Annotated in this window: 11 protein-coding genes and 1 tRNA gene; 4 read left to right on the top strand and 8 right to left on the bottom strand. The window is 52.5% G+C overall.

Translation table 11 applies throughout. From position 1 onward, the window contains the following. The first annotated feature begins 1,095 nt into the window (after window positions 1–1,095). From SH302x_RS16485 to SH302x_RS16475, 3 genes are all read left to right on the top strand, one after another. A complete protein-coding gene (locus tag SH302x_RS16485; RefSeq protein ID WP_479363496.1) occupies window positions 1,096–1,359 on the top strand; it encodes a hypothetical protein in 264 nt (87 codons plus the stop codon). Beyond that, window positions 1,313–1,690 (top strand): DUF2513 domain-containing protein, encoded by a 378-nt coding sequence (locus SH302x_RS16480; RefSeq protein ID WP_479363495.1) that lies wholly within the window; start codon window positions 1,313–1,315, stop codon window positions 1,688–1,690. Before SH302x_RS16485 ends, SH302x_RS16480 begins: the two co-directional genes overlap by 47 nt. A gap of 65 nt (window positions 1,691–1,755) precedes the next feature. Beyond that, window positions 1,756–2,067 carry a hypothetical protein gene (locus tag SH302x_RS16475; protein WP_479363494.1) on the top strand — a complete coding sequence of 104 codons (312 nt, stop codon included), beginning with the start codon at window positions 1,756–1,758 and terminating at the stop codon, window positions 2,065–2,067. Between the two features lie 519 nt (window positions 2,068–2,586). Here the strand turns inward: SH302x_RS16475 and SH302x_RS16470 are convergent. From SH302x_RS16470 to SH302x_RS16460, 3 genes are all read right to left on the bottom strand, one after another. After that, on the bottom strand, window positions 2,587–2,820 hold the full coding sequence (locus tag SH302x_RS16470) for a PDZ domain-containing protein (protein WP_479363493.1): 234 nt from the start codon (window positions 2,818–2,820) through the stop codon (window positions 2,587–2,589). Window positions 2,821–3,109: 289 nt separating this feature from the next. Further along, window positions 3,110–3,193: transfer RNA gene (locus tag SH302x_RS16465), tRNA-Leu, on the bottom strand. 66 nt (window positions 3,194–3,259) lie between these two features. After that, entirely contained in the window at window positions 3,260–4,012 is a 753-nt protein-coding gene (locus SH302x_RS16460) for an LON peptidase substrate-binding domain-containing protein (RefSeq protein WP_479363492.1), read from the bottom strand. A 235-nt stretch (window positions 4,013–4,247) separates the two neighbouring features. Here SH302x_RS16460 and alaS point away from each other — a divergent pair, with 235 nt between their 5' ends. Then, complete coding sequence (gene alaS, locus SH302x_RS16455) at window positions 4,248–7,070, top strand: alanine--tRNA ligase (RefSeq protein ID WP_479363491.1); 2,823 nt, start codon at window positions 4,248–4,250, stop codon at window positions 7,068–7,070. 20 nt (window positions 7,071–7,090) lie between these two features. Here alaS and SH302x_RS16450 read toward each other — a convergent pair whose 3' ends face one another. The 5 genes from SH302x_RS16450 to tssE form a co-directional block, all read right to left on the bottom strand. Beyond that, window positions 7,091–7,390: a hypothetical protein gene (locus tag SH302x_RS16450; protein WP_479363490.1), complete on the bottom strand. Its 300-nt coding sequence runs from the start codon at window positions 7,388–7,390 to the stop codon at window positions 7,091–7,093. A 255-nt stretch (window positions 7,391–7,645) separates the two neighbouring features. Beyond that, window positions 7,646–7,813 (bottom strand): hypothetical protein, encoded by a 168-nt coding sequence (locus tag SH302x_RS16445; RefSeq protein ID WP_479363489.1) that lies wholly within the window; start codon window positions 7,811–7,813, stop codon window positions 7,646–7,648. 1,422 nt (window positions 7,814–9,235) lie between these two features. Next, window positions 9,236–9,604 carry a hypothetical protein gene (locus tag SH302x_RS16440; protein ID WP_479363488.1) on the bottom strand — a complete coding sequence of 123 codons (369 nt, stop codon included), beginning with the start codon at window positions 9,602–9,604 and terminating at the stop codon, window positions 9,236–9,238. Between the two features lie 131 nt (window positions 9,605–9,735). Next, entirely contained in the window at window positions 9,736–11,556 is a 1,821-nt protein-coding gene (tssF, locus tag SH302x_RS16435) for a type VI secretion system baseplate subunit TssF (protein WP_479363487.1), read from the bottom strand. Further along, entirely contained in the window at window positions 11,556–12,047 is a 492-nt protein-coding gene (gene tssE / locus SH302x_RS16430; RefSeq protein WP_479363486.1) for a type VI secretion system baseplate subunit TssE, read from the bottom strand. Before tssE ends, tssF begins: the two co-directional genes overlap by 1 nt. Window positions 12,048–12,052 lie beyond the last annotated feature (5 nt).

Genomic DNA, 12,052 nt, shown 5'->3' with positions numbered 1-12,052 from the left:
TCCGGATTAATAGCGATCAAGAAAAGCATTGACGGACGGTGTAACTTCAACGCGAAATATTCAGTTTCGTATCATCTCCGCCCAGACGACTATATACTAGCGGTAAGTCTACAAGCGGAGCGTGGCCTATCGTCCGAAACTTTGCATACACGCGGTCAACGCACTCGAGCCTGACAGCTTAACTTTGTCGATTAGCACACGATCTGTTTGCTGGAGTAATCGTGCGACCAGCAGGCATGATTTCATGCTCGAAGAGCTTCCGCCCTAAGCTTGGCTTCCACGGGAAACCGCTTTTGAGTCCGGAGCAGATCTCCGCTTGATCCGCCGGGGGGCATGCTCAGCAGTGCGTCTTCAGCCTTGTCTATCCCAAGTCCGTTAGGGACAATGTTGGGGCCAAGGCGTTGAAGTTGTTTAAGCAAGAAGCTGAGGAGATCAAGGCAAGACTATTGAAGGTTTATGGATAAAAAGAGGTAAAATTATGGACAAGAAAAGCAGCAAAATAAGCGGTAAAGGCGATGGACTCAATGCTTTCGAGAGTAAGCTACTTTCGCGATTGCGAAGCGCTAACGAGCGTCTTCAGAAAGTAGAGTCGATCGAAGAGTTGCGCTCTGATTTAACAATTCGCAGGGTGAAGTTGCATCTTGAGCCTCGGACTATATCTGGCGATGAGCTGCGCTCTGGTGAGCGCCGCAAACACTCCGGTCGGTGACTCCTCGGCCAGCGTGCCGTCGGCGCTATGAGCGGACCCCGAGTCGTTGGTCGCCTGGCTGCCGTTGCTTTCGGAATCGATCTCTGACTGCATCGTCTCTGGGGCGAGGTGCTGTTCGATTTAGTATTTACGCTTGCTCTTGAGCTTCGCGTTGATCAACGCGGTGTTGACGTTGGCCAACTCGCTCGGATCGATCGATGAGCATCAACGAGCTAGCGTCGGTATGCGGTTAGAGTCGAGCGTTGACGTCGGACATTGTGAATGGCAAGCAGTATCCTGCCGGAGAACAACTTGCTAAAATTGCAGGCGCTTTGCACTGCCGTTGGCAACTCGTTTTAGAATAGGGATACAAACTCCGTGGACTCGGCGATTCCGATGGAGGACTCGTGACACAGATTGAAACCGCTGCCCAGTGTGAAGCCGAGCAGTTCGCGAAGATGGCCCGCGGCCAAGAGACCGTCCGCATCGATGCCTTGACGGACGACGTCACGATCAAGAAGTACTTCGGCGACCGATTCGTGAAGTACGACTATACGATCGGTGGACATCGGTTCGTGGGCGTGGTGGTGCAAAAGAAATTGGCGAACTTATACGAGGCAACTCATGAAACGAGACATGGATTTAATTCGCCAGCTCGCATTCAAGATTGAAGAAGCGACTGACCAGGTGTATTCATTGAACATCAAGATCGATGGATACGAGGAAGATAAGATTGCGTACCACCTAGAAATCATGAATGAAGCGGGACTGTTAAAGGTGATTGACGCATCGCATCTTGGCTCCAAGTATGCCGAGTTTATCATTGAACGTTTGACAAGCCGAGGACATGACTTTGTAGATGCGGCTCGAAGCGAATCTATTTGGAATACCGCGAAGCGTACACTCAAAGAAAAAGGAATTGAGCTTACGATTAAGATGATGATAGGATACTTAAAGCAAGAAGCAGCTAGGCAAGTCGGCTTAGAACCTGGCAGTTGGTAGCCCCACACCTTGACCAAACCTTGTATAGTCCGCCAGGGCAATATCTTAAGTTGGAAGGAACTTAAATGCTTGTTCGAATGACGCATATCGGCGGTCCACTAGATGGAACCATTGAGTTTGAGGAGGGTAGTCCGATTCCCGATTCATCTGATGACGTCAGTACGTTAGCTCGTGGCACATTCGAGATTACTGAAGGCGTTGTTGGAAAGGGTGCGATGTCTGTCGGCCCGATGGCAACTACGGCGATGCGTAATAATGCACTCCCAAAAGACGTTGCAAAAAAGACAACCATTCACAAGTACTTCATTACGTCCAACGAAGTGCAGGATGGGGTTCGCGTGGTTACAGCGGAACACCGTCCTGAATACCGCGCATAGAGGGTAAATAATCTGCGGATCAATGCGAATTGCCTCCTGGTGATTGGTACTAAGCCATTCGATAAAACGGTCCAACTCTGCCTGTTTCTGTTCCCCAAGGGCCGCTATGCCGTAACGCCGTTTCAGTTCCTCGCGTCAGCGGTTGATGGCGGCATTTCGCTCGAACTCTGCCTTAAGCGTAGCTCCGATCGTGCTCCGTGTACCTCGAGGCGATGAGACGGCTGCCGGCTTGGGGGCCGACCTGGCTATGGTCACCCACGATAGAGCACACCTGGATTGTCCACGAACTCAGAGTTTCGCCACTGGCCGATCAGCTCCTGGCACCGCTGAGGCGTGTACCCTAGCCGCCGAGCCTTGTCGACCGTAGCATCCGCCAATGAAACTCCACATTCCTCCAAAGCAACAATTTTACATTCCGCCCTGGCCCCTCTCCCACAAGTGGGCGAGGTGAAGCAGCAGTTGGCGGGTGAGTAGTTCTCAGCGCAAGAGTTGTTGTTGTTGTTTCTTCTAGGGAACGAGTTAGGGTTGTTGGATGACACTGGTTGTCATGGCTGTGACGCTGGTTGTTATCCGGACCCTTTTTTGGGACGGAGCTGTGTTCAATTCGTGTGTAAGCTGCTCATGAGTTTCTACGTCAACTCCGTTCACCGCGACGATCACATCTCCTGCTTTCAAGATACCGACGACCGGCCCCTTCGGAACGACAACCGAGACGGCGAGGGAATCACGCCTGGATGCAGGAAGATCATGCATTTCTTTGACTGAAGAGGCTTTGACGGTTTTTCATCCCAACGATTGATCGTTAGCAGTGAATGCATTGACTTCATTTGCATTCAGCAAAAGACCGCCGATAAGACACCAAAGTAGTTGCAGCGAAAGAATATGAGTCAGTAAGGGAGAATTTCTTAGGTGCCGTCTGGAACACATTTGGGTCCTTCCTGTGACATTTCCGTAGCTGCCCTGCTGCGGGAACAGTACGGATTTTGAACACGCTTTACTATTAGCGTCGACCCATCGCGAACTAAAATCGCGGAAGACTAAGTGCGGCCAAGAGGACTCGAACCTCCACGGGAGTTACCCCACTAGGCCCTCAACCTAGCGCGTCTGCCAGTTCCGCCATGGCCGCGGTTTCTACTGACGAAGTCCCAAAGTCTAAAGCGTTCCTGGATTCCGTCAAGCGAACTATGGTCACTCAATTGACCGAAAATGGTGGAACGTAGTCGTCATCATCCTTGTGCGTTGTACTTTTGGCAGAGCCCAAATCGTTGAACTCTTCAAAGTCAAACTTTTTTGATGAGCCATCCCAGTTCTCGAGCATCCGTTTCAAAAGGTCGCTTCGCACATCGACATCGCCGTTGCTGAGCAAATTGGTCTTCAAGTCAACGGGGAATTCAACGCTGTAGGCAATAATGTCCGTAAGGGGGCCAAGCGGAATGCCGCTCTTGAGAATCTTGGTCAATCCACTGCCCGCCGCACTGACCGCTGGAAACGCACGTTTGTAAGCAGCCACCAATGCGTCCTGCCGAGCGGGGCGGTCATGGTCGCGATTGGGATCGTAAATGTCAGGAATTGGTTCCACGATCGCTTGCCGATAAGCTGTCTTGACCGAGATTTCCTCGATAATTTTCGCTCGTTGAACCCCCACCAACAAAATATTGTGGCGACTATCTTCGGTCGGCATATGGCTGAATACTTTGCCAATGCAAACAATCGGCGCTATCTTTGGTTTGTCAGACACCGAAGGTTCCCACCCCGGTCGCAATGTGGCCAGCGTAATCAACCCGTCGTCCAGCATCGCATCGTGTAGCAAGTCGCAATAACGCGGTTCGAAAATGTGTAATGGTTGCACCACATTTGGGAACATCACCAATTTGGGAAGCGGAAATAGGCGCACGTGACCATTAAAGTCATCGGGCAGTCGTATTTCCTGGATTGGTTCTGACACAAGGTCCTCGCCGTTAGTAGTGTCGCGCTTCGAATCGTACGTATTTCCGACGTTGTCCTACTGGTCGTCGTCGATTGTAGCCAACGCTTTCTAATCCTAAGACATAGTATGGAGCAGACAAGCGGAGGAATTTCTGCAACTCTACCCTTTAACTATCAATCCATAGTTCGATATACTCGGCGACATGTCGAAATCGCTTCGATTATCGATGCACGATACTCCACAGTCGCATTCAATGAAAACTGACGAACTACGCCAAAAATACCTAGATTTTTTCGTTTCTAAGGGCCACCACCTACAGGGCAGTGACGTCCTGGTGCCGACCTGGGACCCCTCGGTCTTGTTCACGCCGGCAGGGATGAACCAGTTTAAAGACCATTTTCTCGGAAAAGTTAAACTAGAATTTACCCGCGCCACCACGTGCCAAAAGTGCTTGCGAACGGGCGATATCGACAATGTCGGCCGTACAGCTTACCACCACACGTTTTTCGAAATGTTGGGCAACTTTAGCTTCGGCGATTACTTCAAAAAGGACGCCATCGCGTGGGCGTGGGAGTTTCTGACCGACAAAAAGTGGCTTGGCATCGATCCCAACCGTCTGACTGTAACGGTGTACAAGGATGATGATGAGGCGGCCAAGTTCTGGAACGAAATGATTGGGTTGCCATTTACACGGATTTCGCGGATGGAAGAGGACGAGAATTTCTGGCCAGCTAGCGCCCCAAGCCAAGGCCCCGACGGAGTTTGCGGTCCGTGCAGCGAGATCTATTACGAACTGGAAAATGGCAAGAACGTCGAAATCTGGAATCTGGTCTTCACGCAATTCAATCGCGTGGGCGAACCACCAGATAACTTACGCCCGCTGCCTAGCAAGAATATCGATACCGGCATGGGGCTTGAGCGAACGGCCAGCGTACTTCAAGGCAAACCCAGCAACTTTCATATCGATTCACTATTCCCAATCGTACAGGCTGCGTCACAAGTTTGCAGCGTTGATTACTCGTACGACAGCGAGAATGGACGCCGCTTGCGACGTATCACCGACCACGTTCGTGCTTGCACTTTTGCGATTCATGAGAACGTGTATCCCGGCCCAAAGAAAGCTCGATATGTCATCAAGCGATTGCTGCGCCGCGCTGTGCTGGACGGCTACCAACTGGGTATGAAGGGACCTTTCCTCCATCGCTTGGTGCCGGTGGTGGCAGAGATGATGAAGTCGCCTTATCCAGAATTGATGGACACGATCGAACGAGTCAGTGGAGTCATGCAGCGCGAAGAAGCGGACTTCTATCGCACGATCGATTCGGCGATGGATCGAATCAACCGCGTCTTCAGCGATATGCAGTCTAGCAGCAAAGTAATGGTCGACGGTCGCGAGGCCGCTGGTTTGTATCAAACTTACGGCGTGCCTCCCGAACTGTTTCAGCAACTCTCAGCCGAGAAAGGTTTCACCTTCGACTGGGAAGGCTACCGCGATGCCATGGCTGAACACGAAGCGATCAGTGGTGACGAGCAAAAGGAGCTCTTCAAAACCGGTCCTATCGAAACCTTGAAAGAAGCGCTGCGGTCCACCGAGTTCTTGGGTTACATCTCCACGGCCGCGCAAAGCAAATTGAAGGGCATCGTCGTCGGTGAAGCCGATTCCGAGAAGCTCGTTTCAACTGTCACCAGTTCCGATGAAGGCACGGACAAGATGCGGATTGTCCTGGACAAGACTCCGTTCTACGGTGAAAGCGGTGGTCAAGTCGGCGATACAGGCACCATTACCGCTGGCGCGATGACCTTCGAAGTCACCGATACACAGAAGGCGGGCGACCTCGTCGTACACTACGGACGATTGGCCAGCGGCAGCATGGATGAAGGCATGTCCGTGACTGCCAACGTCAACAACGAGCGACGGGACGGCATCCGTCGCGCTCACTCGGCCACACACGTCTTACATCACGCATTGCAGAAAACCGTTGGCGGTCACGCTCAACAGCAAGGCAGCAAGGTGGATTGCGACTGGCTGCGATTCGACTTCACGAACCAAGAATCGCTGACAGAACAGCAGCTTGAGCAGATTGAATCGATCTGCAACCAACGTATCCAGAGCGGCGAGCCGATCAGTTGGAAGCAAGTCTCGTTAGCCGACGCACGCGCCGCAGGTGCGATGATGCTTTTTGGTGAGAAATATCCAGACCCAGTTCGTATGGTCAGCATGGGCGAATTTTCGCGTGAGCTGTGCGGTGGCACGCATGCCGATAATACCGGCGACATCGGTACGCTACTGATCTTGAATGAGGAAAGTATATCGTCGGGGACGCGTCGCATCACCGCCTTAACCGGTCCTCGCGCCGATGCGTATCGCCAACAGATCGCTCAAACCGCTTCTCAAGCCGCTGGCATTTTGGGTTGCAGTGTTGCTCAGATCCCAGATGTCGCAAACGAATTGATGCAAGCGATCCGCAAGCTCAAGAAATCTGCTACAGGCTCCAGCGCGGACAACTTGCTACCAGCCGTCGGACGTGACGTATCGACTCCGGTCACTGCGGTTTCTACCGATGGTGTTGCCAGTCAGCAGATCCGCATGGTCATTCGTCAAACGGCTCGCATTTTGAATGTTCCCGTTGAAGAAATTCCATCGCGACTAGAAACGCTGCTGAATGATCAAGTTACTTTGCGAAGCCAGATTCAGAATGCGGCTGGTGCAACGACACTGACCGCTGAGGATTTGATTGCCGCAGGTGAAGTGGTCGGAGGCGTGCGATTGATCATTCAACGTGTGGACGGAGCAACGCCGTTGGTCATGCGTCAGTGGATCGACAAGATTCGCAATACGTTGGCCGAGCCGGTAGCGATCATGTTGGCGGCTCCTGCGGAGGATGATAAAGTCACATTGATTGCTGGCCTGAGCGGCGATTTGGTGAAACAAGGCAAATCCGCGGGCAAATGGATCGGCCCCGTCGCGAAGATCTTAGGTGGCGGCGGCGGAGGCAAACCAGATTTGGCTCAAGCCGGAGGACGCGAAATCGCAAAAATCGACGAAGCGCTCGCCGAAGCCAAACGAGTTTGGTAGCCGCCAGCACGCGCCAAATGTCATTCACGATCTTTATTCACGCGATCCGGTAACAGGGTCGCGTCTCTTTGCGCCCAGTAGTGGTCACGCAGTTCCTGTACTTCGGCAGTGGACAATGCGCGGAAGCCCCTATATGGCCAAGGCTTCCCGAGCCAAGAATCTAGCATAGAGTTTGCGATCAACGCTAAAACGACCGCAACTAGAAAAGCGGCTCCTGCGTTGCCCACAAAAGAATTGATGTAGACGGAAAACAGCAAGAACCCGACGGTCAGAAGCATCTGCAAAGGAATGAGTAAAGCTAAGTTCTTGACGCCCAGCATCTGGCCACATCCGCCGCATCTTATGCGAAACGTTATTTTCACGCGTCGACAAGGCTGGCTGCAAACGGGGCATCGCATCCCAACAACCACTTGTCGCTCGGTCAACTTCGAAGAGGGTTCGTAAGGATTCAAACTTACTCCAGTTCCTGGCGGCGGAAGAAACGCATTGTTTGGGTGAACAGCTCTGAGCGCACCAATCCTCTTGCGAAGAATGGGCAAGAGAATGGGGGCAGGAGAATGGTCATGAAATCTATTCTACTGCCCTGATTCTCCTGCCATAAGAGATTCAGTCGCTTGTTGCGTGAAGGCGAGTTCTGAGCGACCGTTGGGCTTGCCCCAACGTGTCGCAATAGGCTCGCTGTCTAGAACGCCAAAGCGGTGCCCGACGGGGACAATCCCCGATCGGACATGCTCGCTCGTCATGCTTTAGTACACCCATCCTATTGCGAAGAATGGGCAAGAGGCCAAGCGTTGCGTCGATGCTTGCACCGCAGCGCGAACCGAATCCCAATGGCTTGTCCAGTGGATGGTTGGGTTTCTCGCTAAACGACAGAGGCCGCCATAGCCTGCAGAATCCCACCGGCTCGTCCGGTGGATCGTTCGGCTTCTTGCTTTGCAGTAATGCCCTCCAGCAAGAAACGGAAGGATCTCCTGGGCAAGCCAGGAGCATTAGTGGTAGAGGGGTTGTTTGTTCGTAGGCATGTAGCGAGAAACGTAACAATCTCCCGGGCAAGCCGGGAGCATTGGAAAGACAGAAGACCAAGGCACATCGTTCTGAGAACGCGAGTTCTGAGGGAGCGTTGGGCTTGCCCCAACGTGTCGCAATGGGATTGGTGTCTAGAACGCCAAAGCGGTGCCCGACGGGGACAAGCCCCGATCGGACATGCTCGCTCGTCATGCTTTAGTACACCCATCCTCTTGCGAAGAGTGGGCACAAGGCCAAGCGTTGCGTCGATGCTTGCACCGCAGCGCGAACCGAATCCCACTGGCTTGTCCAGTGGATGGTTGGGTTTCTCGCTAAACGACAGAGGCCGCCATAGCCTGCAGAATCCCACCGGTTCGGCCGGTGGATCGTTCGGCTTCTTGCTTTGCAGTAACGCCCTCCAGCAAGAAACGGAAGGATCTCCTGGGCAAGCCAGGAGCATTAGTGGTAGAGGGGTTGTTTGTTCGTAGGCACGTAGCGAGAAACGTAACAATCTCCCGGGCAAGCCGGGAGCATTGGAAAGACAGAAGACCAAGGCACATCGTTCTGAGATCGCGAGCTCTGAACGACCGTTGGGCTTGCCCCAACGTGTCGCAATGGGCTCGCTGTCTAGAACACCAAGGCGGTTCCCGACGGGGACAAGCCCCGATCGGACATGCTCGCTCGTCATGCTTTAGTACACCCATCCTCTTGCGAAGAGTGGGCACAAGGCCAAGCGTTGCGTCGATGCTTGCACCGCAGCGCGAACCGAATCCCACTGGCTTGTCCAGTGGATGGTTGGGTTTCTCGCTAAACGACAGAGGCCGCCATAGCCTGCAGAATCCCACCGGTTCGGCCGGTGGATCGTTCGGCTTCTTGCTTTGCAGTAACGCCCTCCAGCAAGAAACGGAAGGATCTCCTGGGCAAGCCAGGAGCATTAGTGGTAGAGGGGTTGTTTGTTCGTAGGCATGTAGCGAGAAACGTAACAATCTCCCGGACAAGCCGGGAGCATTGGAAAGACAGAAGACCAAGGCACATCGTTCTGAGATCGCGAGTTCTGAGCGACCGTTGGGCTTGCCCCAACGTGTCGCAATAGGATTGGTGTGCTAAATTCGTCCTCTTAACGCACCAATCCTATTGCGAAGTCTGGGCACATGGCCCAGCTATTCCAGTTCCTTGCGGCGAAAAAAGCGCGCTGTTTGGGTGAACAGCACTGCGGTCACCAGTATCAACATCATTCCATTGAATGCAGAAAACAGTACAGATGCGATTGTACTTTCTCCGGGCAGCCGCAACGCAGTCATGGAAATCCAATGGATGAAAATCATCGGGACCATGAGTAACCACACACCGATGAGGGTTAACTTCGTTGGCGGCGCAGTGGCTAACGCACTGTACTTTGGAACAAAGTTGTCATGCCAGACATCTTGTGGTACGCGTTCCGTCAAAGGTATGTACGCGTTGTCTTTGACTTCCATTGCTCCATCGTCCGGATCATGGAATAGCTCATCTACCAACCTGTCGTCACTCATCCACTTAGCCTCGGGTGATCTATTCTTTTTGCTTTGCTCCCAGCCAAATCCAGTCCCGTGTTACGTTCTGCAAATCAGTCTCGAGCACTTCAAAAACTGGACCACCAGGGAACGTTGCTTTACCATCCCTATTAGATCAACTGCTGCATGCCTGCTCTTGGTTTACCAGAATAGATCACGGCATTGTTCTCGCGAGACCGAACGGTCAGGCGTGTGAATGAGTTTATCGTACTGTACAGCGCGAAGAAATGATCCAACACCGATGAAAACAAATATTCGCCAGTTCCCGATAATCGTTCGCTGTCTACGACGATCTCGACATCAATTCCACGACAAAAATTAGAGCCATGTTTGTCAACCACACGTGCTGTCGACCTTTTGTATTTGATACTAACAATGGAAGAAATCGCTTTCGGATTCTCGCCCTCTTCGTCGTGGTTGTACAATCGCAAAATCTCACGAATCGCGGTCGCACCCGAATCGGAGTCGGTAAGCGAAAGCTGATTTAATGACAAGTGGGACACCAGTCGCCAGTAATACTCGGTATGGTCCGCGGGCCGCAACGTGGGGGTAGGTGGAGTTACGCATTTCGCTCCGACTGCACCCGCTGCGCTGGCAACGCTCAGTCGAGGTTGACCGCCGCCAAAGGGTAATGACGCTACTAAATCGCGATTCAGGCAGGTCGTCTCAACATCCAACGTTCGATTCTCGTCGGAGTTTGCCATGCCACTGAGATTAGTGGTCGATAAATACATTTCAGTCCCACGGTCATCCTCCGAGGTGACTCCCAGCGCTCGCTCGCGACGGGCATGCCAGTACAAAGAACCTTCACTGGAATGATTGGGATGATAGAAAGGCAAGAACGTTTGCTCTTGTCCTGCCACCGTCAAAGCCGTAACTCGATCGATAGAGTATATCTCGATCTTCGATTGAGCTCGCGCACTGGGTATGATTCGATATTCGGTTTGATTGGCCGTTTGGCGTATAGGTTCAGCTCGTTTAAAAAACAAGTTGACCATCGGCGCGCAGCCCAGCCGAATCGTGTCGGCATCTAATTCGCGCATGAGCAACGGGTGATTCCGGCCGATGAAAAAAACCAAGTCGACATGTGACGATTCTTCCAATTGGTTCCACTGGTCGCCAAAATGCACATCCACGAACCGAAACTTCTGATTTGAGCTGAAGAATTCGCTGATCAAGCGGTAGCCCGGAATGCCGCGAGGATTGTGCGGCAACAGTGCTTCCTCATTAGCAAAACCAACCTGTTGGATATTATCTTTGGGCAAAAATAGCGTCTGCTTGTCATTGGACAATGCGACACCTAAACTTTGCCCCAACAGCGCATGAACTAAAGTGTTCGAGCAGGCTGGCGAACCACCCAAGAACAACCGCAGCTTCTTGATCAGCAGCCGATCGATTTTGACTTTCGGTGACGGAGCCGAGAATCGAATACGAACTGCCGCATGGACTTCACGATTCCAAGGGCTAGCTGGAAAGGGCAGCGGTGGTACCAAGTAATCGATCTGCGAAATTTTGATTGGCCAAAGCTCGGTATCAAAACAAGTACGAAAGCGACAAGGTTCGCCGCCAATCGGCTCGGTCTCCACACGACTACCGCGCGGTAACTGATAGCCGACTACACTATCGGTCGACATTTCGTTGAGTACAAACTCAGTGATGGCCGACGGAGGAATCGGAGCCAAGTAGTGCGGATAAAGCGTTTGCAAAATCGCTTGGCAAATTTCTGGAAAGCGGTCATCGATCTTCAATCGCGTACGAGCCGATAGCAAGGCCGAAGCTTCGATGAATCGAGCGACGTGCGGGTCTTCTACCGAGTCGGCGTCCAGTCGCAACCGTCCTGCGATCTTGGGATGTAGTTTCGCAAACTGGGCTCCCAAGTCTCGGATAAAAGTCAACTCGCGTTGATAGTAGTCCAACAAGCGATCGATCACTACGCTTCACCTTTCACTTCAAACTCGCAAGACTGCGGTCGCAACTCCGAATCGAACACCACGGGCTCTGGCGCCGGTTCAGCATACAAGACACCGTCGATCCGAAAGCGTAGCGTACGTTTGCGCAAATCGAAATCCTCCGAGATCTCGACCCTCACCGATTGAAATCGCGTTTCAAAACGCCGAATCGTGGCTTCCACAATCTCACGCAACGTTTCGCGATTCTCACGCGAACCCATTGTTAGCCCTGTGAAGTCAGGAATTCCATAGTTGAGCACGGACGTCTTCAATTGAGGCAAATCGTCTGGGATTGGGTACACACAGATTCTGGTATTGAGCAAGTTTTCGAGATCACGCCGAACGCTTTGCTTCAGTTCACGCAACAACTGACTGCGATTCTTCGGCGTCTCGGTACTCAAATTTGGGTCGAAGTCCAGCAGTCGATCGAAGACCGATGGCAGAAGCAATTGGTTGGGACGAATGCGGCTCATGATTT

The sequence above is a fragment of the Njordella calcicola genome (assembly GCF_056494125.1).
Note: the sequence above shows the minus strand (reverse complement) of the source record. Positions and strands in the feature narration are given on the sequence as shown.

What these genes read in the sequence shown, in the direction of transcription:
- SH302x_RS16480 (WP_479363495.1), top strand. Translation starts at nt 1,313, where the DNA reads ATGAAACGAGACATGGATTTAATTCGCCAGCTCGCATTCAAGATTGAA.
- SH302x_RS16475 (WP_479363494.1), top strand. Translation starts at nt 1,756, where the DNA reads ATGCTTGTTCGAATGACGCATATCGGCGGTCCACTAGATGGAACCATT.
- SH302x_RS16470 (WP_479363493.1), bottom strand. Translation starts at nt 2,820, where the DNA reads ATGCATGATCTTCCTGCATCCAGGCGTGATTCCCTCGCCGTCTCGGTT.
- alaS (WP_479363491.1), top strand. Translation starts at nt 4,248, where the DNA reads ATGAAAACTGACGAACTACGCCAAAAATACCTAGATTTTTTCGTTTCT.
- SH302x_RS16450 (WP_479363490.1), bottom strand. Translation starts at nt 7,390, where the DNA reads ATGCTGGGCGTCAAGAACTTAGCTTTACTCATTCCTTTGCAGATGCTT.
- SH302x_RS16445 (WP_479363489.1), bottom strand. Translation starts at nt 7,813, where the DNA reads ATGACGAGCGAGCATGTCCGATCGGGGATTGTCCCCGTCGGGCACCGC.
- SH302x_RS16440 (WP_479363488.1), bottom strand. Translation starts at nt 9,604, where the DNA reads ATGAGTGACGACAGGTTGGTAGATGAGCTATTCCATGATCCGGACGAT.
- tssE (WP_479363486.1), bottom strand. Translation starts at nt 12,047, where the DNA reads ATGAGCCGCATTCGTCCCAACCAATTGCTTCTGCCATCGGTCTTCGAT.